General features: G+C 70.3%; 21 protein-coding genes and 3 pseudogenes. 14 read left to right on the top strand and 10 right to left on the bottom strand.

Annotated elements, in window-relative coordinates; all coding sequences use genetic code 11:
- Positions 1-35: 35 nt before the first annotated feature.
- From ACQPYN_RS07620 to ACQPYN_RS07610, 3 genes are all read left to right on the top strand, one after another.
- A complete protein-coding gene (locus ACQPYN_RS07620; RefSeq protein ID WP_433035367.1) occupies positions 36-245 on the top strand; it encodes a hypothetical protein in 210 nt (69 codons plus the stop codon).
- 140 nt (positions 246-385) lie between these two features.
- A complete protein-coding gene (locus ACQPYN_RS07615; RefSeq protein ID WP_433035364.1) occupies positions 386-1,012 on the top strand; it encodes an RNA polymerase sigma factor in 627 nt (208 codons plus the stop codon).
- Complete coding sequence (locus ACQPYN_RS07610) at positions 1,009-1,323, top strand: hypothetical protein (RefSeq protein WP_433035361.1); 315 nt, start codon at positions 1,009-1,011, stop codon at positions 1,321-1,323. The genes ACQPYN_RS07615 and ACQPYN_RS07610 overlap by 4 nt, the downstream gene beginning before the upstream one ends.
- Before the next feature lie 40 nt (positions 1,324-1,363).
- Here ACQPYN_RS07610 and ctaD read toward each other — a convergent pair whose 3' ends face one another.
- From ctaD to ACQPYN_RS07575, 7 genes are all read right to left on the bottom strand, one after another.
- The gene (gene ctaD, locus ACQPYN_RS07605) at positions 1,364-3,121 is read right to left on the bottom strand and encodes an aa3-type cytochrome oxidase subunit I (RefSeq protein ID WP_433035358.1); all 1,758 of its coding nucleotides are present in this window, start codon (positions 3,119-3,121) and stop codon (positions 1,364-1,366) included.
- Positions 3,118-3,906 carry a hypothetical protein gene (locus tag ACQPYN_RS07600; protein WP_433035355.1) on the bottom strand — a complete coding sequence of 263 codons (789 nt, stop codon included), beginning with the start codon at positions 3,904-3,906 and terminating at the stop codon, positions 3,118-3,120. The genes ctaD and ACQPYN_RS07600 overlap by 4 nt, the downstream gene beginning before the upstream one ends.
- Before the next feature lie 398 nt (positions 3,907-4,304).
- Positions 4,305-5,273 carry an SPFH domain-containing protein gene (locus ACQPYN_RS07595; protein ID WP_433035352.1) on the bottom strand — a complete coding sequence of 323 codons (969 nt, stop codon included), beginning with the start codon at positions 5,271-5,273 and terminating at the stop codon, positions 4,305-4,307.
- A 99-nt stretch (positions 5,274-5,372) separates the two neighbouring features.
- Positions 5,373-5,717 (bottom strand): DUF3040 domain-containing protein, encoded by a 345-nt coding sequence (locus tag ACQPYN_RS07590; RefSeq protein WP_433035349.1) that lies wholly within the window; start codon positions 5,715-5,717, stop codon positions 5,373-5,375.
- Between the two features lie 238 nt (positions 5,718-5,955).
- Positions 5,956-6,969, bottom strand: a complete 1,014-nt coding sequence (locus tag ACQPYN_RS07585) for a universal stress protein (protein ID WP_433038773.1) — start codon at positions 6,967-6,969, stop codon at positions 5,956-5,958.
- A gap of 402 nt (positions 6,970-7,371) precedes the next feature.
- A complete protein-coding gene (locus tag ACQPYN_RS07580) occupies positions 7,372-8,244 on the bottom strand; it encodes a GAF and ANTAR domain-containing protein (RefSeq protein ID WP_433035346.1) in 873 nt (290 codons plus the stop codon).
- 44 nt (positions 8,245-8,288) lie between these two features.
- A complete protein-coding gene (locus ACQPYN_RS07575; protein ID WP_433035343.1) occupies positions 8,289-9,548 on the bottom strand; it encodes an NAD(P)/FAD-dependent oxidoreductase in 1,260 nt (419 codons plus the stop codon).
- 443 nt (positions 9,549-9,991) lie between these two features.
- Here ACQPYN_RS07575 and ACQPYN_RS07570 point away from each other — a divergent pair, with 443 nt between their 5' ends.
- The 5 genes and pseudogenes from ACQPYN_RS07570 to ACQPYN_RS07550 all read left to right on the top strand — a co-directional run bounded on the left by ACQPYN_RS07570 (position 9,992) and on the right by ACQPYN_RS07550 (position 14,443).
- The gene (locus ACQPYN_RS07570; RefSeq protein WP_433035340.1) at positions 9,992-11,086 is read left to right on the top strand and encodes an IS110 family transposase; all 1,095 of its coding nucleotides are present in this window, start codon (positions 9,992-9,994) and stop codon (positions 11,084-11,086) included.
- Between the two features lie 432 nt (positions 11,087-11,518).
- Entirely contained in the window at positions 11,519-12,481 is a 963-nt protein-coding gene (locus ACQPYN_RS07565; protein ID WP_433035337.1) for an IS481 family transposase, read from the top strand.
- 45 nt (positions 12,482-12,526) lie between these two features.
- Positions 12,527-13,861: a PucR family transcriptional regulator gene (locus tag ACQPYN_RS07560; protein ID WP_433035334.1), complete on the top strand. Its 1,335-nt coding sequence runs from the start codon at positions 12,527-12,529 to the stop codon at positions 13,859-13,861.
- A 185-nt stretch (positions 13,862-14,046) separates the two neighbouring features.
- Positions 14,047-14,166: pseudogene (locus tag ACQPYN_RS07555) on the top strand (hypothetical protein); the annotation flags it as partial.
- A gap of 25 nt (positions 14,167-14,191) precedes the next feature.
- Positions 14,192-14,443, top strand: coding sequence for an acyl-CoA dehydrogenase family protein (locus tag ACQPYN_RS07550; RefSeq protein ID WP_433035328.1), 252 nt, complete (start codon positions 14,192-14,194; stop codon positions 14,441-14,443).
- Positions 14,444-14,643: 200 nt separating this feature from the next.
- Here ACQPYN_RS07550 and ACQPYN_RS07545 read toward each other — a convergent pair whose 3' ends face one another.
- From ACQPYN_RS07545 to fdxA, 3 genes and pseudogenes are all read right to left on the bottom strand, one after another.
- The gene (locus tag ACQPYN_RS07545) at positions 14,644-15,102 is read right to left on the bottom strand and encodes a hypothetical protein (RefSeq protein WP_433039184.1); all 459 of its coding nucleotides are present in this window, start codon (positions 15,100-15,102) and stop codon (positions 14,644-14,646) included.
- 63 nt (positions 15,103-15,165) lie between these two features.
- A pseudogene (locus ACQPYN_RS07540) lies at positions 15,166-15,345 on the bottom strand (ArsR family transcriptional regulator); the annotation flags it as partial.
- Positions 15,346-15,352: 7 nt separating this feature from the next.
- Positions 15,353-15,692 (bottom strand): annotated as a pseudogene (gene fdxA / locus ACQPYN_RS07535) (ferredoxin).
- Positions 15,693-15,785: 93 nt separating this feature from the next.
- Between fdxA and ACQPYN_RS07530 the strand changes: the two are divergent.
- The 6 genes from ACQPYN_RS07530 (at position 15,786) to ACQPYN_RS07505 (ending at position 24,498) form a co-directional block, all read left to right on the top strand.
- The gene (locus tag ACQPYN_RS07530; RefSeq protein ID WP_433035325.1) at positions 15,786-16,199 is read left to right on the top strand and encodes a pyridoxamine 5'-phosphate oxidase family protein; all 414 of its coding nucleotides are present in this window, start codon (positions 15,786-15,788) and stop codon (positions 16,197-16,199) included.
- Positions 16,200-16,352: 153 nt separating this feature from the next.
- Entirely contained in the window at positions 16,353-20,069 is a 3,717-nt protein-coding gene (locus tag ACQPYN_RS07525) for a nitrate reductase subunit alpha (protein WP_433038771.1), read from the top strand.
- Between the two features lies 1 nt (position 20,070).
- On the top strand, positions 20,071-21,819 hold the full coding sequence (gene narH / locus ACQPYN_RS07520) for a nitrate reductase subunit beta (RefSeq protein ID WP_433035322.1): 1,749 nt from the start codon (positions 20,071-20,073) through the stop codon (positions 21,817-21,819).
- On the top strand, positions 21,816-22,544 hold the full coding sequence (narJ, locus tag ACQPYN_RS07515; protein ID WP_433035319.1) for a nitrate reductase molybdenum cofactor assembly chaperone: 729 nt from the start codon (positions 21,816-21,818) through the stop codon (positions 22,542-22,544). The genes narH and narJ overlap by 4 nt, the downstream gene beginning before the upstream one ends.
- Positions 22,541-23,281 (top strand): respiratory nitrate reductase subunit gamma, encoded by a 741-nt coding sequence (gene narI, locus ACQPYN_RS07510; protein ID WP_433035316.1) that lies wholly within the window; start codon positions 22,541-22,543, stop codon positions 23,279-23,281. Before narJ ends, narI begins: the two co-directional genes overlap by 4 nt.
- Positions 23,278-24,498, top strand: coding sequence for an MFS transporter (locus ACQPYN_RS07505; protein ID WP_433035313.1), 1,221 nt, complete (start codon positions 23,278-23,280; stop codon positions 24,496-24,498). Before narI ends, ACQPYN_RS07505 begins: the two co-directional genes overlap by 4 nt.
- The last annotated feature ends 198 nt before the right edge of the window (positions 24,499-24,696 follow it).

Below are 24,696 nucleotides of genomic sequence, written 5' to 3'. Positions count from 1 at the left end.
GAACCTCACTCCGTCGGAGTCAACGCTGACAGGACATGCACCTCGCCGAGCGAGACCCGCAGCCCACGGTCGACCCGGTGACGGCCTGGCGGGTCGATCGTCTGCGCAACGCCCGCTTCAGCGCCTCGCTCGCCGAGGCCCTGGCTCGCGACCGGAACTACGACCTGCACGCCCTGCTCGAGCTCACCGACCGCGGTTGCCCGCCCGAGCTCGCCGCTCGCATCCTGGCCCCGCTACCCTCGTAGACGGAGGCACCACAGTGACCCCACCGCGGCCTGCTCGTCTCCCGCCCTTACCCGCCCCTGGCGTTGACGTGTCGGCGAGGATGTCCCGAACCAAGCCGGCCGGCCCCGCGTCCGTGCCGCCCGCGGGAGCCCGGAGGGTGATGGACGAGGAGTCGAGGGCGTGGGTCGACCAGCTCCGCCGGCCCGGCGCCGAGCGGGACGCCGCGGTGCTGGCCCTGCACGGACTTCTGCTGGCCGCGGCGCGCTTCGAGGTCCATCGCCGCCGCGCGAGGATGCCCCACGTGCGCGGCGACGACTGCGGTGACCTCGCCCAGCAGAGCGCCGACGACGCCCTGACAGCCGTGCTGGGCAAGCTCGACGACTTCCGCGGCGAGAGCCGCTTCACCACCTGGGCCTACAAGTTCGCGCTGCTCGAGGCCGCGGTCCGGCTGCGCAGGCTCGCCTGGCAGGGACGCGAGATTCCGCTGGAACCCCAGAGCTGGCCGGCCGTGGTCGACCATGCCCCGACCCCCCAGCACGACCTCGAGACCCGGGAGCTCCTCGCCGCGGTGGGCGCGGCGATCGACGCCGTGCTCAGTCCGCACCAGCGCGAGGTCCTCGTGGCGCTCACCGTCAACGACGTGCCCATCGACGTGCTCGCCGAGCGCCTCACCACGACGCGCGGAGCGCTCTACAAGACCCTGCACGACGCCCGACGCAAACTCCGCGCGGCCCTGGCCGCCCGCGGGCTACGCCCCGACGGCTCCTCGGCGGGAGACACGCCATGACCCCCCAGCCCCACGACGCCCGCCGCCTGCTGTTGCGGCTGCTCGGGCCAGCAGGTCCCGAGCTGACCTGCGAGCAGTGCTTCGAACAGCTCGACCACTACGTGGAGCTGCAGCGTGCGCGCGCAGACGCCGACGACCGCGTCCCGGGCATGCGCGCCCACCTGGTCGGCTGCCCGGCCTGTGCTGAGGACCACGCCAGCCTGCACGCCTTCCTCACCGATCCGCTGTCCGGCGGCGATCGGGTGAAAGGTCGTCACGACGGAGATGCGGGACATCCCCCGGCCCCCGGTCCCTCCGACGCTTCCGTGTGAATCCTCCGCCGTTCGAATCCACCGCGACCACATCAGCGCATCATCGGTTGCGGGGGTCGGTGCCGGGCAGGTGCTCCTGACTCATTTGTCCAGTTGCCACCTCGGCGGTGGTGGCGTGTTGCGACCCGACGTGGGATTCCCTGCGCATCCGGTCGGACAGGTGAGGATAGTGCAGCTCGAATGCGGGACGTTCGGAGCGGATGCGGGGCAGGTCGGTGAAGTTGTGCCGCGGCGGCGGGCACGACGTCGCCCACTCCAGAGAGTTGCCGTGGCCCCAGGGGTCATCGATCTCCACGACCCGACCGTAGCGGTAGCTGTGGAAGACGTTCCAGATGAACGGCAGCGTCGAGGCGCCGAGGATGAAGGCGCCGACCGTCGAGATCGTGTTGAGCGTCGTGAACCCGTCGATCTCGGCGTACTCGGCATATCGGCGCGGCATGCCTTCGTTGCCCAGCCAGTGCTGTACGAGGAACGTCAGGTGGAAGCCGATGAATGTCGTCCAAAAATGGAATGTACCAAGACGCTCGTTCATCATCCGGCCAGTCATCTTCGGGAACCAGAAGTAGATGCCGGCGTATGTGGCAAACACGATAGTGCCGAACAGCACATAGTGGAAGTGGGCCACCACGAAGTAGGTGTCGGTGACGTGGAAGTCGATCGGTGGACTAGCGAGCAGGACGCCGGTCATGCCGCCGAAGAGGAACGTGACGACGAAACCGACGGAGAACAGCATCGGTGTCTCGAACGTCAGCTGGCCTCTCCACATCGTGCCGATCCAGTTGAAGAACTTGATGCCGGTCGGTACCGCGATCAGGTAGGAGGTGAACGCGAAGAAGGGCAGCAGCACCGCGCCGGTGGCGTACATGTGATGAGCCCACACGGCCACGGAGAGCATGCCGATGCTCACCGTGGCGTAGATCATGACCTTGTAGCCGAACATGGGCTTGCGACTGAACACGGGTATGACCTCGGTGATGATGCCGAAGAAGGGCAGCGCGACGATGTAGACCTCAGGGTGACCGAAGAACCAGAACAGGTGCTGCCAGAGGATGACCCCGCCACTGGCTGGATCGAAGATGTGGGCACCGAGATGGCGGTCAGGCTCGAGCGCAAGCAGCCCGGCGGTGAGGGCGGGGAAGACCGCCAGGATGAGGAAGGTGGTGATCAGGATGTTCCAGGTGAAGATCGGCATCCGGAACATCGTCATGCCCGGGGCGCGCATGCAGACGATCGTGGTCACGAAGTTGACCGCGCCCAGAATGGTACCCAGCCCGGAAACGACCAGCCCGAGCGCCCACACGTCCTGGCCCAGACCAGGGCTGTGGGTGATGCCCGAGAGCGGGACGTAGGCGAACCACCCCGCCGATGCCGCCCCGTCCGGGGTGAAGAAGCCGGACATGACGATGAGGCCGCCGAAGAGGAACAGCCAGTAGGAGAAGGCGTTGAGCCGCGGAAACGCGACGTCCGGCGCGCCGATCTGCAGCGGAACGATGTAGTTCGCGAACCCGAACAGGATCGGCGTCGCGTACAGCAGCAGCATGATCGTGCCGTGCATGGTGAACAACTGGTTGTACTGCTCGACCGACAGGATCTGCAGGCCCGGTCGGCCCAGCTCTGCCCGGATGAGCAGCGCCATGAGCCCGCCGACCATGAAGAACCCGAACGACGTGACCAGGTAGAGGACCGCGATGTCCTTCGGGTCGGTGGTGTGCAAGTAGCGCACCACCGAACCACCTCGGAGCGAGCGGCGCGGTGGCGTCCTCCGAAGGGCTATCGGACTCGAACGGACCGAAGTCACCCCCTGCCTCCCGTCGACTGGGGTCGCCGCGCAGGTGGCTGCCGTACGACGAAGAAACGACCCCGCGTGTCCTCCAGGCCGGAGTCCGTCCTCGGTTCGGGAATGCTCGCCGTGCGTGATGCGGTCAAGGTCGCGAGCTCAGTCGGGCTCGGCTCGACACGGCCGGCGAGGTGGTCTTCGGCAGTGAGTAAGGCGAAGTAGGCATCCACGTGCTGTCGGGCATTGAGATGGGTGAGCGCTCTGCGCACACCCGCGGCGGCCGCGAGCAGGCCCGGACCGGCGTCGACGCCTGCATGGGCAGCATCGGTGAGTCGCCACCGCAACGCCTGGCGCGTGGCGGGGTCAATGGTGTCGTAGGGCGGTTGGCCGCGTAAGTCCCGCAGGCCGTGCCTGATGGTGCGGTCGAGGATCCGGCGTACTTGTTGATCGTCGTACTCGAGCTCGGGGCGGCCTGTCCTGCACAACCCGGCGTCCATGTCCTCGAGCAACGCGTAGGTACCCGCGGCGCTGTCGCCGGGCACCGTCGTCGATGCTGATGTGGCCAGCCCAGGACATGCCAACACGAGCAGACGGACCGAGTGCATCGCGGCGCGGGCCGCTGTGTCGGCGAGTAGTCGGGTCAGGTCCGTGGGGTCGAAGATTCGGGCCTGGCTGAGGTCGCAGATGATCGCGGAGTCATCCACACAATGGCGCAGGTGGGCGAGCAGGTTTGCGTGCAGCTCTTCGACCGCGGCTCGGTCGAGCTCCCCCGCCGCACACACCACGGGAACTGCGCTCGTGGTCATCGCGACCGCGAAGCATGGCTCGCCCGTGTCGTCTGCGGATTCCGCGTCGCCCTCAGGCCACCCGGTGGTAGGCAAGATCCTGTTCGTCGAGCCCCTCGCCCACGCGTGCGTCGGGAATTCGGGGGGTCGTTGATCTAATCGTTCGGGGCGCCCCGCGCTCATCGCTCCCCGCGCCGCGCCGGGACCGGCGCTCGCTGATCGCGGTCGCGGTCACCGCGGTCGGGTGAGGGCAGCTGCCGGACGCCCGCAGCCGCGCCGACCGCAGCAGCGGCGCGAAGATGGCGGGCGGTACTGGTGCCGACATACGGGGGATAGGGGCGGGTCGAGGACGTAGCCGCGTCATCGCTCTCCATCGAGTCGGCCTCCCATGGCGGGGGAAGGTGGCGAGACCAGCTGTTTCATCGCCGACTCCCGGCTTCAGGCACCGACATTGCCGGTCTCCATTCGGATTCATCAGGGAGGGCAGCCGGTTCGGGCGGTGCCGACCCGGCGGCGTCCGCCTGGACCATTGCCTTGATGAGGTCCGCGGCGGCGGAGGCGGGGACCGCCGTCGACGGTTCCGCCGAGAGCGCCGGGGCGGGCACGTCGACGGGTGCCTGGGCGGCGCGGTCGGGGTCGGCGGGGGTGGCTCGCTCGAGGAAGCGCAGCAGCTCGACGGGGAAGGGCAGCACCAGGGTGGAGTTCTTCTCGGCGGCGACCTCGACGACGGTCTCGAGCAGCCGCAGCTGCAGTGCCGCGGGGCTTTCGGCCATGAGGTCGGCGGCCTCGGTGAGGCTCGCCGCGGCCTGCTTCTCGCCGTCGGCGATGATGATGCGGGCGCGGCGTTCCCGTTCCGCCTCGGCCTGGCGTGACATGGAGCGCTTCATGGTCTGGGGCAGCGCGACGTCCTTGATCTCGACCCGGTCGATGTGCAGGCCCCAATCCCCCACCGGGCTGTCGATCATCAGCTCCATGCCCTGGTTGAGCTTCTCCCGGTTGCTCAGCAGGTCGTCGAGGTCGCTCTTGCCGATGATCGAGCGCAGTGATGTCTGGGCGAGCTGGCCCACCGCGGCGAGGTAGTCCTGCACGTCCACCGCGACGCGCACCGGATCGACCACGCGGAAGTAGATGACGGCGTCGACCCGGACGGTGACGTTGTCGCGGGTGATGCCGTCCTGAGCGGGGACCGGCATGGTGACGATCTGCATGTTGATTTTCTGCATGCGATCGGCGATCGGTACGAGCAGTGCGATTCCCGGGCCGCGAGTGGTCCCGTCGGCCACCCGCCCGAACCGGAACACGACCCCGCGCTCGAACTGCCGGACGATGCGGACACTCGACCCGAGAACTGCCACTATCAGCAGCGTAATGGCCGCCAGGAGCACCATGCTGAAAGTCACCATTTCACTTCTCCTGCATCTCGTTGGCTCACCGCGTGCGTCCGCAACGGTGAGGATGGTCCTCAAGGGCGACTCTGACCCGCTTCGTCATACTTGGGCTGGACCGCCGGCGCTGCCATCCGGGGCCGTCTTGTCGGCACCCGCGGAATGAGTGCCAGTCCCGGCATTCCGACGAAGTCGTCGGATCAACCAGATCAACACTCCGGTCACCGTGGTGAAGAACAGCGCGGGACCCGGCGCGTGCGCCGCGAACATGAGCATGGCGAGAGTCACGGAGAATGCCATCGCAATGATGTGGAAGGTCATCTCGAACGTCCGTTGACGCGACACCCGCCTGTCGGTGGCGTCGAACGCCATGATCCAGTCCGGGTCGTCGACGAGCAGTCGGCGTTCGATGTCGAGGAGCGTCTCGCGTTCGTGGTCATTGAGCATGACCGGCCTCCTGACCTAGCGGCAGCCCACCGGTGAGGTGCCGCGTTGTTTGTATCGTATCACGATATTTTGAGGTACGACAGGTTCTCTGTAGCGAGGCGACGCCGGGGGAAGGTTGGCGAGTCGATCAGCGAGTTGCTTGATGGCGAAGCGAGGCTTGCAGGAACGCTGACGACTCCAGGTAGGCCTGTACTTCACCTAAGGTGACCGTGCGCCAACGCCGCTGCGGGGGACGCGCTCACGAGGGGACCGTCTCGACCTGGTTCTCGGCGTCGTGAGCTGCCGGCCCGCCGTTTCCCGGCGCTGTTGCCGATGCCGGCGTCATCGCTGACCGCAGGGCAGGAGGAGCGGGCGTTCGAGGGGAGAGCACGACGACGGGGCAGGGACTCTCGCGCAACAAGTCCTGACTGGTGGACCCGAGCAGAGCGCCGGCCGCGGTGCCACGTCCACGGGAGCCTACGACGACCAGCTGAGCGTCGCGTGCCGCGCGAACGAGGGCTTCGGCGGCGCCGGCTTCGACCACGCGGAATCTCATGGACAAGCCGGGATGGCTCGTACGGCAAATGGCCAGCCGAGATGGGAGCGGCTCGCGCTCCGGACCATCAGGCGACGCGATCCGGAAGCGGTTCTCCGCGGCCACCGCGAGCAGGTCCACTCCGAGCCGGACCGCGGCCTCGGCGGCGAACCAGAGCGCACGCGCGCCGCCATCGGAGTCGTCGACGCCCACCACCACCGGCCGAAGCGATGGCGTTGGGGACCAGGAGCCCGCCCACTTCGGCGGCACCACCACCACGGGACATGCGGCGTGGGTGGAGACATGTGTCCCTGCCCGCCCCGCCGACATCGCCACTGACCCGGCTCCGGGGGCGCCGAGGACGAGCAGCGGCGCCTGAGCTGCGTAGGACACCAGTGCCGGACCCACACTGCCGTGAATGGTGGCCATGGTGATGGGCACGTCTGGGACCACAGTGCCGACTGCACCCATCGCCCGGTGCAGCAGCACACGGGCTCGCCCGCGCGGCACTTCGGATCGAGATCCAGAATTACGCAACGGCGGCAGTACCTGCACCAGGTGCAACCCCACGCCGCGTCGCGTCGCCTCGACCCCGGCCCACGCCACCGCGCCGAGCACACTGAGGGAACCGTCGACACCCACCACGATTCCGACCCGTTCCGGACGCTCGATCGGCCGAATCTCCGGTTGAGGTTGCTGCGTTCCTCGGGCGCCGCTGCCGAGCCCGGTTCCGGGCATCTCCGCCACCTCCACCTTTCAGGTGTCGTGCTTACCGCACCAGGATGACCCTTCCCGTGAGGAACGGGATGGTGTGTACGGACAATCTCTTGAAGACGATCTGTCAGGCCCTCACAGGTATCCCAGCGGCCAGGGGACCTTCGGCAGCCTGACTACGGCCAGGCCGGCACAGCGCAGAATTTGGCCGCCTCAACGCTCGCCCCATCAGCGGTCGACGGGCGCCCGCAAAGTGGGCAGCGCGTAGGTGGGTCGTCGTCCGCGACTCCGCCACAAGAACGACACCAGTCGAGGCATCAGACACACGGACTTCCCGACAACGTGCCACTCCTCGCCTCGCTCGAGATCGGCAGCTTCCGATTTCCTCTATCGTCCACCGCGTCCCCAGGTGCACTTCGCTCTCGTTCACATCCTGAGACGATGTCCGGTGATAGATGATGTCTCGTCGCCATGATCGCGCTTCTCCTGTTCGGCGAGATGGCGTCGCAGAGCACCAAACGCCTCGTGATCGCAGCTATGCCCGCTCTCAGACGGCCGCTCGTACGGGGTTTGGTCGGGGGACGCCGCGGTGGCAGATCGTGTCAGCCAGGCCGCCACGTCGCGGAGCTTGATGTTGGTGGCCTGAGAGGCACTGACCAGCAGCGCGAATGCCTGGTCGGCATCGACGGAGAGACGTTCAACAAGGATGCCCTTGGCCTGTCCGATCGCGTCGCGGGTCTCCAACGCACGCGCCAGCCCGCTGACGTCGACAGCATGGTCGAGGGCCATCGCGGCTGCGCAAGCCACGAGCCGTGCCATCGGTTCGTCGAGGGCGACGTCGTCGGGCGTCCGGTAGAACGTGAGGGCGCCTCCAAGGAGTTGGCCCTGCAGGGGAACCGCCAGCGCCGCGGTGTAGGCGACCCCGGCCGCGTGCGCTGACCACCGTGGCCACGCAACCGCTCGGTGCAGGTTCGTGCTGCCGACGCCGGTGGAGGAGAAGGCGGCCTCGAGAGTCGGTCCCTCCCCGAGCGCGACCTGGAGATCGTCGGACTCGGCGGCTGCGGGGTCCGACGACGCCCGTGCGGCAATCTGTTGGCGGCGATCGAGCAGGAGCGCCGTCGCGCTTCGTGCCCCGGGCACGACGCGGAGCGCACCGGCCAGCACGGTGTCGAGGATCGGCTGGAGGCCCTCACGTCGTGGAGTGCCGATCAGGGTCTGGACGAAAGACTCCACGCCGACGACCGCATTCGCCAGGCCTTGGCCGTCGCCGCGCTGACTGGTCTCGTCGATAACCATCATGGTCAATCCCGGATCGGTCGTGCTCGGTCGCCCGTTGGGCCCGTCTAACGCAGAGGGTCGAACGGGACCAGTTCGGCGGGTTGCTTCCCGGTCGTGATCTGCTCGGCCAGCAGCCGCCCGGTGACCGGGCCGAGGGTTACGCCCCACATGCCGTGGCCGCCGGCCACGAAGACGCGGGGTTGGCGAGTGGCGCCGACGACGGGCAGTGCGTCGGCCGTGACGGGCCGCGCGCCGACCCAGGGGCGGCTGCGCTCGTCCCAGCGCACTCCGGTGAGCAGGGGGCGGGCGGAGTCGACGATGGCGTCGACACGCTTGAGGTCCATCGGGTCGTCGGAGGCCCGGAACTCCATCGTGCCCGCGACCCGCAGCTGACCCCGGTAGGGAGTGCAAGCAACCCGCACGCCGGGCAGGTAGATGGGGCCCGTGACCGGGGCGTCGGTGGGAACGCTGAACGAATAGCCCCTCCCGGCCCGGACCCGGGTCCGCACCCCACGGGAGCGGACGAGGTCGTCGAGACGAGCGCCGGTGGCGACGACAGCGACGTCCGCGGTGACCGGCGGGCCCTCCTCAGGAAACACCGCGACGCGACCGCGGTCGGCGCCGATGGACGAGACCGTGAACCGCGGGCGGACGGTGGCTCCACGCCTCACCACCGACTGGGCGAGCCCGGCGAGGAGATGCCCCGGGTCGATGAAGCGCTGCCCGTCGAGCCGGACCCCGGCGATCGCCCGGTCCGAGAGTTGCGGACGCAGCGTCCGGAGCTCGTCGTGATCGAGGTCGTCGAACGACACGGGCACGCCGAGCCGGCGGACGAGCGCGAGCTCGCGAACCAAGCCCTCGGCCGCCCGCTTCGTCCCGAACCCCGCCACCACCGAGGCGTCGTGGGCGGCGACCTCGACGCCCTCGGCGGCCAGGGTGTCGAAGGCGGGCAGGCTCTCGGTCAGCAAGGGCAGGTAGTCCTGCACCGCTTGCCGCCAGTACCGGGTGCGGCAGTGCGCCGCGAAGCGCAGCAGGAAGCCCCACAGGCGGGGATCCGGGCGCACCGGAATACTCAGCGGAGCCCGTCGATCGGCGAGTCCGCGCAGTCCCTCGGCCAGGACGTGCGGTGAAGTCAGCGGCATCGCCAGGCCCGGTGACAGCCAGCCAGCGTTCCCCCAGGACGCTCCGGCACCGACCTCGTCGCGCTCGACCACCGTGACGTGCACGCCACGGTCCTGCAGGAACCACGCCGTAGAGAGACCGACGATCCCAGCTCCGACGACGACGGCGCTACGCGGCGTCATGTCGCCACCCGGCCCGGCCATGGGCACCTCCTGTGACTCTGCTCGAGCCCCGACGATGGACCCTGCGGCGACACCATTGGTTGTTGCATCGGAACAAAGGCGCCGACGCTTACTGTCGGCCGGGACAGATGCTCCCGACCCCGCATGCCATATCACGGCGGTACGTGCGGTCCCCCGGGAGAACGGTTAGCGATGATCACTCTGGATCGACTGGTGAACGTCCTGACCAGCAGCGGGACGCGGCTGGTGTGCTGCCCTCGTTCCCGCGAGGCGATGCTGCGCAGTCTCCTCCTGCACGACCCCACCGATCGACGCACGGCCACGGGGGACGTCTTCCTCGCGGTCGGAGTCGACTCTCCGGAGCGGGCGGTGCGTCTAGACCGTATGGAGGCCGGCGCCTCCGCTCGTAAGTTGGCGCGGGTCACCGTCGCTGGTGGCGGTGCCGCATTTACGGGGAGGCGCCGGTGCCTGGCGAGGGTAGTTGGGTCGGGTTGGACGTTCACGCGCGTTCGGTGGTGGGCTGCGCGATCGACGAGTCGACCGCTGAGATCCGGACCGCGCGGATCGGAGCGCGGACCGAACAGATCGTGGACTGGGTCAGAGCTCAGCCCGGTCCGGTGGTGGCCTGTTACGAGGCCGGGCCGACGGGGTTCGGGCTGGCCAGAGCTCTGAGCGCCGCCGGGGTGCATTGCGAGGTGGTGGCGCCCTCGAAGCTGGAACGTCCGGCCGGGGATAGGGTCAAGACCGACCGCCGCGACGCGGAGCGGCTCGCCCGGCTGCTGCGCATCGGTGAAGTTCCGGGAGTGCGGGTGCCCACCGAGGCCGAGGAGGCCGCCCGGGACGTGGTGCGGGCCCGCGAGGACTGCCGGTCAGACCTGATGCGCGCGCGCCACCGGCTCTCGAAGCTGCTGCTGCGCCAGGGCCTGGTCTGGGACCGCTGCGCCTGGACCGGCGCGCACGAGGACTGGCTGCGCAGCCACCGCTTCGACCGGCGCGGTGTGCAGCTGGCCTTCGACGAGGCCCTCGACACCGTGTTCACCGTGCATGCCCGCCGCGACCGTCTCGACGCCGCGATCGAAGAGATGGCTTCGGCAGACGCGGCGTTGGCCGGTCCGGTCGGGCGGCTGCGCTGTCTACGTGGGGTCTCGACGCTGACCGCGGTCGGGTTGTGTGTCGAGGTCGCCGACTGGCACCGCTTCACCGGCTCAACGATCGGCTCCTACTTGGGGCTGGTGCCCTCGGAGTTCTCCTCCGGCGCCCGTCGAGTTCAGGGCGGGATCACCAAGACCGGCAACAGCCACGCTCGCCGGCTGCTGGTCGAAGCCGCCTGGCACCACCGCCGCCCGCTGCGCACCAACCGGGAACGCGCCCGGCGTGCCGACGGGCAGCCCGCGACGGTGCGGGCTCGCGCGGAGGCTGGCAACCGGCGTCTGCACCAGCGCTGGTGTCGCCTCGAGCAGCGCAACAAGCGCCCCACGGTCTCGGTGGTCGCGGTCGCCCGCGAGCTCGCCGGATGGTGCTGGAGCCTCGCGGTGCTCGACGACCAGCACGCAGCCTGAGCTCGGCCACCCACAAACCCCGGCGGGCGCCGGGTGCGGACGCAGGCAGCGCGAGGAGCGACCCGCGATACAGCTATGAGCAGCTCGGTCCCGGCGCCGCCGGGACAGGGCGACGCTCGCCCCTAGATTCGCGGAACGCTCCCGACGAACACCCGGTCATGCGGTAACCAACCCGCGCATATCAGTCTGACCGCGCGTCGCCGCCGACACGCCTCCACCCACCCGGCCCCGCCGGACCCATAACGCCCTGACCAGCCCCGACGCGACACATCGGGGCTCGAACAACCCTGCTCACTTGACAGGACTGCACTCCATATCAGCTGTCGTGACCCGAGACGTTGTGTGCGGCGGCGTGTCGGGTTGAAGCAGGGAGGGCCTCCGGTGCGGGGTGGGTGTGTCTGACGCACTCGCCCCGAGCACAGGAGGCCCTCGGTGCCGCACCGTAATGCCCGCCTGACCGTCTATGCCCGCACTCTGATCGTGCAGCGCCGCGCTGCGGGCTGGCCCCAGGCCCGTATTGCTGAACAGCTGGGTGTCTCTCGGGGCACGGTCACCAAGTGGTGCCAGCGCTATGAGGCCGAGGGACCGGCTGGGCTCGAGGACCGTTCCTCGCGTCCGCACACCACTCCGGGGCGCACCGACGCCGAAGTCGAGGCCCAGGTGCTGGCGCTGCGCGCCGAGCGCCGTCGTGGGGCGGTGTTCCTGGCCGGCGAGCTCGGGCTTGTCGCCTCGACCGTCGGGCGGATCCTGGCCCGTCATCAGATGCCGGTTCTGGCCAGCATCGACCCGATCACCGGTGAGGCAATCCGGGGACGTCGCGGTGGCCCGCGCTACGAGCGTCGCCGGCCCGGAGAGCTGCTCCACGTTGATGTGAAGAAGCTCGGGCGGGTCCCCGATGGCGGCGGGTGGCGCCTGCACGGACGCGACGCCACCGTCGAGCACCGGCACAAGAAGACACCGATCGGCTACGACTATCTGCACGTCGCGGTCGACGACCACTCCCGGCTGGCCTACATCGAAGCCCTGCCTGATGAGAAGGACCCCACCTGCGCGGGGTTCCTGCACCGGGCGGCGAGCTGGTTTCAGCAGCGCGGAGTGCGAGTGGAGCGAGTGCTCACCGACAACGCCAAGAGCTATCGACGCGGCGGGACCTGGGCCGCGGTCTGTGTCGGGCTGGGCATTCGCCGTCGGTTCATCAAGCCCGGCTGCCCCTGGACCAACGGCAAAGCTGAGCGCCTCAACCGCACCCTGCTCACCGAGTTCGCCTACGCCCAACCCTGGACCAGCAACACCGAACGACTCACCGCCCTCGACAGCTGGGTGCAGGACTACAACACTCGCCGAGCCCACTCCGCCCTCGGCGGCCGGCCACCCATCACCCGACTCGCCTGCTAACAACGTGACGGGTCACGACATCTAGCCCAGGCGGCGAGGGCGACGGTGGTGCTGCTCCGCGCGCCCTCGCCGCTGGCACCCGGGGTGTTGTCGGCGGCCGAGGAGACCGGGGTCGCGGTGGTGCTGGCCGATCTCGAGGCGTCATGGAGCCACCTGACGGGGTTGGCGTACGGGCTTGTCCTCGAAGGACGGGAGACCGAGTCGGGGCGGGGCCCCACCGACCTGTTCGCTCTCGCGGACACCCTGGCCGCCGCGGTTGCGCGCCCGGTGGTCATCGAGGACCAGCTCTCTCGGGTGCTGGCGTACTCCACCGCCGAGGGCGCCGTGGACGCCGTGCGTTCCCAGACCATCCTGGGCCGGCGCCTGCCCGATGCGGTGCGCGCGGTGTTCGCCGAGCGCGGCGTGTTCTCTCACCTTGCCGCTTCGGATGTTCCGCTGTACGTCGCGCCCTCCCCCTCGCACGGGCTCGGAGGGCGCATCGTGGTCGCGGTCCGCGCCGGCCGCGAGCTGCTCGGATCGTTGTGGGTGGAGTCCGCTGAACCCTGCGACGATCAGCAGCGCCGGGTCCTCGAGGACGGCGCGCGAACCGCGGCGCTACACCTGCTGCGCTCGAGGGCGAGCGCCGATCTGGAGCGTCAGGTCGAATCGGATCTGGTCACCAGGCTGCTGGAAGGCAGCGGCGACGCCCAGGCCATGATCAGCCAGCTCGGTCTCAGTTCGACGGGGTTGCGGGTGGTGGCGCTGCAGGCCCATGTCGACGACGAGCAGCACGCGGGGGCCCTCCTGGTCTTCGAGCACGTCACCACCGGTTTCGGCTGGTCCCGACTGGGCCGCAGTGCACTGTTCGCCACCACCGTGTACACGGTGTTGCCGTCGGGAGACGACGCCGTCGGCGCTCGCCGTTGGGTCGAGACCGTGCGGGCCGCGTTGCCCTCGCACATCGCCCTTGTCGCGGGGATCGGGGCGCCGTCCGAGCCGATGTCGCTTCCCGCCAGTCGTCGCGAGGCCGACGAGAGCCTCGCACTGCACGCCGCCCGGCCCGACGCGCCGGCCGCGGTCTACGACGAGTCGTGGGACCGCATCTTGTTGCGTCGCCTACGTTCGATCGCCGCGGACGGGCGGGTCCCGACGCGGGGTCCCGTCGCCGAACTGCGACGGCATGACGAGCTGCACGGCACCCGCTACATCGAGACCCTCCGGGCCTGGCTGGGGGCGCACGGCGACGTCGCCGTCACAGCGGCTCAGCTCGACGTGCACCCGAACACTGTGCGCTACCGGTTGCGGAAGATCAACGGCGCCACCCACCTCGCCGTCGACGAGCCCGAACAGCGGCTCGCAATGATCATCGCGCTCGCAGCGACGGAGCACGACCAGGACTGATCCCCGAGCCGACCTTGTCGGTCTGACCAGGAGGTTTACTGGCGATTGTCGCTGGTCGACAATCGGGTTTGCCGGGGGCGGCCGCAGCCTGAATCTGCGTAGCGGGACTCCGCGGAGCGCAGGACGAGGGGGCGCGCGATGGACATCGGTCGCGGGTCCTCGAGGGACTCGACGCGCGGGTCGCCGTGGTCCACTCCGCGCCCGCTTCGCGGGTGGCCTCGTCGGCGCGCCGACGGTGTAGGCGATCCCGGGGCATCGGCGACTTCCAGCTCGTCCAGGCGATGCTCGCCGACATCCAGACCGGTGTGCTCGCCGGCCGCGCGATGGTCCGTGAGACCGCCCGCGCCTATCGTCTCGGGCGAGGACCGACGGATCGCCCCGTCGGCCACCAAGCTCTTCTGCACCGAGATGGTCGGCACCGCCGCCGGCCTCGCCGTCCAGGTCCACGGTGGCGCCGGGTACATGCGTGACATCCCCGTCGAGCGCATCTACCGCGACGTGCGCGCGCTGCGGCTCTACGAGGGGACCAGCAAGATCCAACGCCTCATCATCGGTGGCGGCCTCCGCGCCGCGTCTGCGTGACCCTGCCACCCCTCGAAGGGAGCCCCTCCGATGCCTGACCCCGCGTCGCGATCGTCACCGGTGTCGCCCGCGGCCTCCGCGTCCCGAATGCGCCGCACAAGCTGGCTCGCATCGCCTCCGAGACTCCACTCGCGCTGCGATCAACCCGTGATCCCCGGCCTGCTGTGGTCGATCACACCGCACTCAGGCGTGCCGCGGCATCATGCGTTCGCGGTGGTGCTCGTCGTGGGCGACACCTGCGCGACGCAGAGCTCCGGTTCCACGAAGGGGAGCAGCTCGGTCGTCACGGGGGGTGCACCGATGCGGGAGAGGATGCCGCGCAGGAGTCCCCGGTGTATCCCGCACACGACGTCGGGATGTTCGCGAGCGACGGCACGGAAGGGGCAGGCGCGCAACCTGATGTGCCGCCGGGCCCCCACGCTGACGGGTTCGGGATCGAACCCCATGTCGGCGAAGACGCCGGTCAGGTGCTCGACCGCCGCGTCGATGCCGGTGCCCGTCCCGTTCGGACGCGGGCGGGAGAGCTGCGCGGCCCACGAGGCTCCGGCCTCCTCGGCGCGCGCGGTGCGCCGGGCCTCGGTCTCGCCGAGGTGCGCGGCGAGCACGCGGGCGATCTGCTCGTAGGGCGAGGGGGCACCCTCCCCCGTGGTGATGGGCATGGCGGTGTAGACGGTGCGCGGACGTCCGGTGCTGCCTCGGGGATCGGAACGGCTGCTCACCAGACCGGCCTGTTCGAGGATCCGGAGGTGGAACCGCACCGTGGACACGTGGAGGGAAATGGCGGCCGCGAGCTGCTGAGCGTCTCGTGGCGATCCAGCATCGCGCAACAGGGCGAGCACGTGGCGACGCGCGGGTGAGGCCTGCGCTGTGTACGGATCGACGGCGGGAGGTCGAACGCTCACTCATCAATCATCCCCGCGATGGGTGACCGGCAACCAACGGAGTGTCCGCGCCCACGGCACCGAGCTTGGCCGCGCCGCCCGGGGAGCCCAGCGCCGTCACCGCACCCAGCAGTCGATCGGTGAAGAACCGGACGTTGTCGTCGGTGAACGCCGCCCACTCTTCGGGCACATCGTCCTCGTAGTAGATCGCCTCCACCTGGCAGACCGGCTCGCACGCCCCGAAATCGACGCACTCGTCGGGATGGATGTAGAGCGCTCGCGCGCACTCGTAGATGCAATCGACCGAGCACCTCCACGCAGGAGCGATCCAGGACGTCGATGCACGGCTCGGCGATCACGTAGGTCACGGCCACTCCCCTCCGTCGGCCCTACTTTTGAGGACGAATATCCCTCATACTCGCCGACAACGGAACGGCGAGAGCACCACGGGGGAATCAGTGATGGGCGAGCACCCGCAGCTCGTGGAGCTGGACCGGACGGAGTGCCTCGGCCTGCTCGGGCGGCTCCAGGTCGGCCGGATGGTCTTCACGGACCAGACGATGCCGATGGTGCACCCGGTCAACTTCAGCCTGGACGGGGGCGACGTGATCGTGCGCACCAGCGGAGGCGGGAAGCTGGCGGCCGCCGTCTCGCGGGGCACGATCGCCTTCGAGGCGGACGAGCTCGACCCGGACACGTGCACCGGCTGGAGTGTCGTCGTGGTCGGGCATGCCGAGATCGTCAACGACATCGACGAGCTGGTCGCGCTGGCCGAGCCCGCGGACCGGCCGTGGGCGCCGGGACGCACCGCCCACGTGATCCGCATCCGGGCGGAGCGGGTGACCGGTCGCCGCCTCGCACCGACGACGACCTAGTTCCGCGGATAATCATGCTCCATACTGCTGGGGCTCCTATGACCTCGGATCAGTGAGGCCGGCGTGCAGGAGGACGGCGTGGGTCGCAGTCGCACGGGCAACGGCATCAACACCGGACAACACCAGCGCGTCGCCGCGGACGGCGACGCCGGGATGGACGGCCCGGCCACCGACGCGGTGCTGCGGATGGGTCGGTTCTTCCGGTCCGGTGAGGTGTCGTCGGACGCCCGCGCGCTGTACCAGATCGGGGGCCGCGAGGCGGACACCTTCTATCGGGACCGCTGGGCGCACGACAAGGTCGTGCGCTCGACCCACGGCGTGAACTGCACGGGGTCGTGCTCCTGGAAGGTGTACGTCAAGGACGGGATCATCACCTGGGAGTCCCAGCAGACCGACTACCCCTCGGTCGGGCCGGACCGCCCGCAGTACGAGCCGCGCGGCTGCCCACGCGGGGCGGCGTTCTCCTGGTACACCTACTCGCCCACCCGGGTCCGCTACCCCTACGTGCGTGGGGTGCTGCTGGAGATGTACCGAGAGGCGCGCCATCGGCTCGGCGACCCGGTGGACGCCTGGGCGGAGATCACCGGCGACCCCGACCGGCGCCGGCGCTACACGTCGGCCCGCGGGAAGGGCGGACTCGTGCGGGCCGGCTGGGACGAGGCGGTCGAGTTGGTGGCCGCCGCCCACGTGCACACCATCAAGGCCTACGGGCCGGACCGGATCGCCGGGTTCTCGCCGATCCCGGCGATGAGCATGGTCAGCCACGCCGTCGGCTCGCGGTTCTTCTCGCTGCTCGGTGCCCCCATGCTCTCGTTCTACGACTGGTACGCCGATCTCCCGGTGGCGTCCCCGCAGGTCTTCGGCGACCAGACCGACGTGCCCGAGTCCGCGGACTGGTGGGACGCCGCCTACCTGATCATGTGGGGTTCGAACCTCCCAGTCACCCGCACCCCGGACGCCCACTACATGACGGAGGCGCGCTACCGCGGCCAGAAGGTGATCGCGGTCTCCCCCGACTACGCCGACAACGTCAAGTTCGCCGACGAATGGCTCCCCGCCCAGCCCGGCACCGACGGTGCGCTGGCGATGGCCATGGGCCACGTCGTGCTCCAGGAGTTCTTCGTCGACCGGACCACGCCCAGGTTCACCGACTACGCCCAGCGCTTCACCGACCTCCCGTTCCTGGTCACCCTGCGCGAGCACGCCGGGAACGAGAGTGCGCGGACATTTGTCCCGGACCGCTTCCTCACCGCGGATGCGCTCGGCGAGGGGCACGAGGCCGGCGTCGAGGGGGCGGCGTTCAAGACCGTGCTGCTCGACGCCGCCACCGGAGCCCCGGCGGTGCCCAACGGCTCGTTGGGATTCCGGTTCACCGACTCCGGCGCCGGCCGGTGGAACCTCGAGCTCGGCGACGTCGATCCGCTGCTCACGCTGTACGACGGCGGGGTCGGCGAGACCGCGGAGCTGCTGCTGCCGCGCTTCGACCCGCAGCCCGGCACCGGTGGGGCCGCCGGGGTGCTGCGGCGCGGGGTGCCGGTGCGCCGGGTCGCCGGGCGGCTGGTGACCACGGTGTTCGACCTGCTGTGCGCGCAGTACGGCGTGGAACGGGCAGGGCTGCCCGGGGCGTGGCCGACCGGCTACGACGACGCGACCCAGCCCTACACCCCGGCGTGGCAGGAGGAGATCACCTCGGTGCCCGCCTCGGCCGCTGCCCGCATCGCCCGCGAGTTCGCCGCCAGCGCCGAGGACTCCGGCGGCCGGTCGATGATCGTCATGGGCGCGGGGACGAACCACTGGTTCCACTCCGACACCGTCTACCGCGCGTTCCTGACCCTGACCACGCTGACCGGCTGCCAAGGCGTCAACGGCGGGGGCTGGGCGCACTACGTGGGGCAGGAGAAGGTCCGCCCGGTCACCGGGCACGCCCAGCTCGCCAACGCGCTGGACTGGTCGCGGCCGGTCCGGCAGATGATCGGCACCGGGTTCTTCTACCTGCACACCGACCAGTGGCGCTACGACGGCTTCGGTGCCGACGTCCTGTCCTCCCCGCTGGGCTCCGGGCGGTTCGCCGGCAAGGCCACCGCCGACGTGCTGGCCCAGTCCTCGCGGATGGGGTGGATGCCCTCGTACCCGACCTTCGACCGCAACCCGCTGGACCTGGCCGACGAGGCCGAGGCGAGCGGCGACGCCGCGGCGCACGTGGTCGCCGAGCTGCAGGCCGGGCGCCTGGGGTTTGCCGGGGAGGACCCGGACGCACCGGCGAACTGGCCACGGGTGATGACGGTCTGGCGGTCCAACTTGCTGGGCTCGTCGGCCAAGGGCAGCGAGTACTTCCTCAAGCACCTGCTCGGCGCCGACGAGGCGGTGCGCGCCGAGCAGACCCCGCCCGCGCACCGGCCGGCCGAGGTGCGCTGGCGCGAGGAGGCCGACGGCGGCGCGCCCCGGGGCAAGCTCGACCTGCTGCTGAGCCTGGACTTCCGGATGACCAGCACCACCGTGTTCTCCGACGTGGTGTTGCCCGCGGCGACCTGGTATGAGAAGCACGACCTGTCCTCGACCGACATGCACCCGTTCGTGCACGCGTTCAGCCCCGCGATCTCCCCGCCCTGGCAGACCCGCACGGACTTCGACGCCTTCCACGCCATCGCCGGCGCCTTCAGCCGGCTGGCCACGCGGCACCTCGGGGTCCGTCGCGACCTGGTCGCGTCGCCGCTGCTGCACGACACCCCGGACGAGACCGCCACCCCCGGCGGCGTGGTCCGCGACTGGGCCGCCGGCGAGGTGGCACCGGTCCCCGGGGTGACCATGCCGAAGCTGACCGTCGTCGAGCGCGACTACCCCCACGTGGGGGCGAAGCTGGCCTCACTGGGACCGCTGCTGGAGCGCCTCGGGGCGACCACCAAGGGCGTCACGTTCGACGTGTCCCGCTCGGTGGAGTACCTCAAGGCCAGGAACGGGGTCGTCCGCGCCCCGGGCAGCCCGGCCGACGGGCGCCCGCTGCTGACCCGCGACACCCACGCCTGCGAGGCGATCCTGGCGCTGTCGGGCACCACCAACGGGCACCTGGCGGTGCAGGGCTTCCAGACGCTCGAGCGGCGCACCGGCACTCGCCTGGCCGACCTCGCCGCCGAGCACGAGGGCACCCAGGTCACCTTCGCCGACACCCAGGCCCGACCGGTGCCGGTGATCACCTCTCCCGAGTGGTCGGGCTCGGAGACCGGCGGGCGTCGCTACTCCCCCTTCACCCAGAACGTCGAGCGGGGCCGGCCGTGGCACACCCTGACCGGCCGCCAACACTTCTTCCTCGACCACGACTGGATGGCCGAGCTCGGCGAGCAGCTCCCGGTCTACCGGCCGCCGTTGAACATGACCCAGCTGTTCGACGAGCCCGCGATCGGCGAGCAGACCGAGCTCGGGATCACGGTGCGGTACCTGACCCCGCACAACAAGTGGTCGATCCACTCGGAGTACCAGGACAACCTGTTCATGCTCTCGCTCTCCCGCGGCGGGCCGACGGTGTGGATGAGCCCCGGGGACGCGGGCCGGGTGGGCATCCGCGACAACGACTGGATCGAGGCGGTCAACCGCAACGGCGTGGTGGTGGCCCGCGCGGTCGTGTCGCACCGGATGCCCGAGGGCACCGTGTACATGTACCACGCCCAGGACCGGCTCATCGACGTCCCGCTCACCGAGACCACCGGGCGCCGCGGCGGCATCCACAACTCGCTGACCCGGCTGCTGATCAAGCCCACGCACCTGATCGGCGGCTACGCCCAGCTGTCGTTCGCCTTCAACTACCTCGGTCCGACCGGCAACCAGCGCGACGAGGTGACCGTGATCCGGCGCCGCAGCCAGGACGTGGAGTACTGAGATGCGTGTGATGGCCCAGATGGGCATGGTCATGAACCTGGACAAGTGCATCGGCTGCCACACCTGCTCGGTGACCTGCAAGCAGGCCTGGACCAACCGCAGTGGCGTCGAGTACGTCTGGTTCAACAACGTCGAGACCCGACCCGGGCAGGGGTACCCGCGCACCTACCAGGACCAGGAGCGCTGGCTCGGCGGGTGGACGCTCAACCGGCGGGGACGGCTCAGCCTCAAGGCCGGTGGCCGGCTCAAGAAGCTGTTCTCGATCTTCGCGAATCCCAAGCTGCCCTCCATCGAGGACTACTACGAGCCCTGGACCTACGACTACGACAACCTCGTCCAGGCCCCGCTCGGTGACCATGTCCCGGTCGCCCGGCCGAAGTCACTGATCTCCGGCGAGGACATGCAGGTGCGCTGGAGCGCCAACTGGGACGACGACCTCGGTGGCGGGCCCGACCTCACCCGCTCGGACCCGACGCTGAAGGCGATGGCCGAGAAGGCGAACGAGCAGGTCCGCCTCGAGTTCGAGAAGACCTTCATGTTCTACCTGCCGCGGATCTGCGAGCACTGCCTCAACCCGTCGTGCGTCGCGTCGTGCCCGTCCGGCGCGATGTACAAGCGCACCGAGGACGGGATCGTGCTGGTCGACCAGGACCGCTGCCGCGGCTGGCGGATGTGCGTGACCGGCTGCCCGTACAAGAAGGTCTACTTCAACCACCGCACCGGCAAGGCCGAGAAGTGCACGTTCTGCTTCCCGCGGGTCGAGGTCGGGCTGCCGACGGTCTGCTCGGAGACCTGCGTCGGTCGACTGCGCTACATCGGGGTGATGCTCTACGACGCCGACCGCGTCGCCGAGGCCGCCTCCACCACCGACGAGCACGACCTCTACGAGGCCCAACGCCGCGTCTTCCTTGACCCGAACGACCCGGTGGTGGCGCGCGAAGCCGAGCGGGCGGGCATCCCCCGGGACTGGATCGAGGCCGCGCAGCGCTCCCCCCTCTGGGCGCTGATCAACACCTACCGGGTGGCCCTGCCGCTGCACCCGGAGTACCGCACGATGCCGATGGTCTGGTACATCCCGCCGTTGTCGCCGGTGGTCGACATCGTCCGCGACACCGGGGTCGACGGCGAGGACGCCGGCAACCTCTTCGGCGCGATCGACGCACTGCGCATCCCGATCGGCTACCTCGCCGAGCTGTTCACCGCCGGCGACCCGGCGCCGGTCACCACCGTGCTCCGGCGCCTCGCGGCGATGCGCTCCTACATGCGCGAGGTCAACCTCGGCCGGCCCACCGACGAGTCGATCGCTGCCACGGTGGGCATGACCGGCGACGAGGTGCAGGACATGTACCGGCTGCTGGCCCTCGCCCCCTACGACGAGCGCTACGTCATCCCCACCGCGCACACCGAGCTGGGCGACCCGGAGGCGCTGGCCCACAAGCTCGAGGAGGCCGCCACCGAGTGCTCCCTGGACTACGAGGGCGGGCCCGGGATGGTCGGCGGCGGGCCGTTCGGGGAGGGATCCGGCGGCGCCGCCCCCATCGCGGTGGAGAACTTCCACATGCTCAAGGACCGCCAGACCGCCGACACCGTGGCCGACCCGACCGACCGGGTGCAGCGGGTGAACCTGCTCAACTGGGACGGCAAGGGCCGCCCCGAAGGACTGTTCCCCACCCCACCCACCGAGCGCCCGGCCGCGCCGCAGCTGATGGACGGCGCTGACCCCGACGGTGAAGTGGAGCCTCGACCGTGACCCCGCCGGCGAGCACGAACGCGGCCAACCCACGGGTGGCGCTGCCCGCCCGGCAGCGTGCCGTGGTCTACCAGGCGGCGTCGGTGCTGCTGGGCTACCCCGACGACGGGCTGCTCGAGGTGTTGCCGGTGCTGCGGCGCGCCGTCGAGGGCCTACCGACCGGCGTGGGCGAACCGCTGCGCCGCGTGTGCGATCACCTGGGCGCGGGGTCGCCGACGGCGCTGGCCGCGGACTACGTCGCCACCTTCGACCTCAAGCGGCGCTGCTGCCCGTACCTGACGTACTACGTGTACGGCGACACCCGCAGACGCGGGATGGCGCTGCTGGCGTTCAAGCACGCCTATCGCGGTAGCGGGCTCGAGCTCGCGGACGAGGAGCTGCCCGATCACCTCGCGGTGCTGCTCGAGTTCGCCGCGGCCGGCGACCCGCCCGGCGCCCACCTCGCGGCCGCCGATGCGTTGCTGCGCGAGCACCGCACAGGTCTGGAGCTGCTGCGCCTGGCACTGGCCGACGACGCGTCGGCCTACCACGACGCGGTTGACGCGGTGTGCCGCACGCTGCCGGCGCTGCCGGCCCGCGACCGCGAGACCGTGCTCGCCCTGGCCCGCGAAGGTCCTCCGGCCGAGGACGTCGGTCTCGATCCCTACAGCGAGGCGTTCGCCCCGCCCGAGTACATGGGCGGCCGGCCGGCGGGCGCCCGCCACATCGGAGGTGCAGCGCGGTGAGCCCCTCGTCGACCGTCGACGTCCTGCTGTGGCTGGTCTTCCCCTACGTCTGCCTCGTGATCCTGGTCGGCGGGCTGGTGTGGCGCTATCGCTACGACAAGTTCGGCTGGACCACCCGCTCCTCCCAGCTCTACGAGCGCCGCCTCCTGCGCTGGGGTAGTCCCCTGTTCCACTTCGGCATCCTGGTCGTGCTGCTCGGGCACGTCATGGGCCTGCTGGTCCCGGAGAGCTGGACCACCGCGCTCGGCATCTCCGACCACGCGTACCACGTGGTCGCGGTGGCGCTGGGCACCGTGGCCGGGGTCTGCACGTTGGTCGGCATGGCGATCCTGATCTACCGGCGGCGCACCGTCGGGCCGGTGTTCTCGGCCACCACGAAGATGGACAAGGTCATGTACCTCGTGCTGGGCACGGTCATCGTGCTCGGCCTGGCCAACACCGCGATCGCCAACATCCTCGGCAGCGACTACGACTACCGCACCGGACTGTCGGTGTGGTTCCGCGGCATCTTCTACCTCCAGCCCGACCCGGCCCTGATGGCCGCAGCCCCGATCGGGTTCCAGCTGCACGCCATCGCGGCCTTCGCCCTGCTCGCGCTGTGGCCGTTCACCCGGCTGGTGCACGCCTTCACCGCCCCGGTCGGCTACCTGACCCGCCCCTACATCGTCTACCGCAGCCGCGACGCCCACCTGGGCAGCCGCGCCCCGCGCCGTGGATGGGAACGGACCGGGTCGTGACCCGGCCCTCCAAGGTGTCCACGCGGAGCGACCCGGACGAGGATCGCGGCGCTCCGGGTCGATATCGGGCGCTCGTGCTGGCCACGCTCGCGATGACGGTCAACTTCTGGGCCTGGTCGCTGCTCAGCCCGCTGGGCTCCGAGTACAGGGACCTGCTCTCGTTGTCACCGCTCGCGCTCTCGGTCGTCGTCGCCCTGCCCGTGCTCGTCGGATCGCTGGGCCGGATCCCCCTCGGTGCCGCCGCGGACCGCTACGGCGGGCGGTCGGTGTTCGCCGCCCTGAGCGCGGTGTCCATCGTCCCGGTGCTGTTCCTGGCCGTCTTCGACAGCTACCCGGCCCTGCTCCTCGGGGGGCTGGTCCTCGGGCTCGCCGGCACCTCCTTCGCGGTGGGCGTCCCGTTCGTCAACGCATGGTTCCCCGCCCACCAGCGCGGCTTCGCGCTCGGCGTCTACGGCGTCGGCAACGCCGGCACGGCCGTCTCGTCCTTCTTCACCCCGCGCATCTGGGCCGCACAGGGCCCGGCCGCTCCGTTCCTGCTCGTCGCCGGCCTGCTCGCCCTCACCGCCGTCGCCTTCGTCGTATTCGGGCGCAACTCCCCCTCGTGGCGAGCCGCAACCGATCCGTTCTGGCCACGGTTCCGGCGGGCGCTCGGGTTGCGACTGAGCATCGACCTCGCCGTCCTCTACGCGATCACCTTCGGCGGGTTCGTCGCGTTCGGGGTGTATCTGCCGACCTTCCTACGCGACGTCTACGAGCTCACCGTCACCGACGCCGCCGCCCGGGCCGCCGGGTTCGTCGTGCTCGCCACCCTGGCCCGCCCCCTCGGCGGGTGGCTGGCCGACCGCCGCCCGCCCCACCGCCTCGTCGTCGGGGCTCTCGCCGTGGTCGCGGGTGGGGCGGTGGTCGCGGCGTTCGAGCCGCACATCGTGGTGGCCACCGTGGCGTTCCTCGCGATCGCCTTCGCCCTCGGGATCGGCAACGGCGCCGTCTTCGCCCTCGTCGGCCAGCGGGTACCGGCCTCCCAGGTCGGGTCGGTCACCGGCGTCGTCGGCGCCGCCGGAGGCCTCGGCGGCTTCCTGCCCCCGATCGTCATGGGCCTCGTCTACCAGGTCACCGGGGACTACGCGATCGGCCTGATGTTGCTCTCCGACGTCGCCCTCGCCGGCCTCGTGTACGCCGTCTGGCGCTTCGGGACCCGTTCCGGACCTGCGGCGTGACCCCATCGCCCCCGACCGCGCCCAGGCGCCAGCCGCGGGGCTGCCCCATACGCCCGGTCGTGGATTCGTTCACACCGCCGGTCCCCCTTCCGGGGACGGCTCCCGAATCTGACTCCGTCGAGGTCCTGGGCGGTGCCCTCTGGCACGACGAGCACGGGGTGGCGACCCAGGCCGACCGCGGCGCGTGACACCGATTGA

This window comes from Actinomycetospora sp. CA-053990 (assembly GCF_050948445.1).
Taxonomy (GTDB): domain Bacteria; phylum Actinomycetota; class Actinomycetes; order Mycobacteriales; family Pseudonocardiaceae; genus Actinomycetospora; species Actinomycetospora callitridis.
The sequence above is the reverse complement of the archived record's forward strand: the minus strand, read 5'-3'. Positions and strand labels throughout refer to the sequence as shown.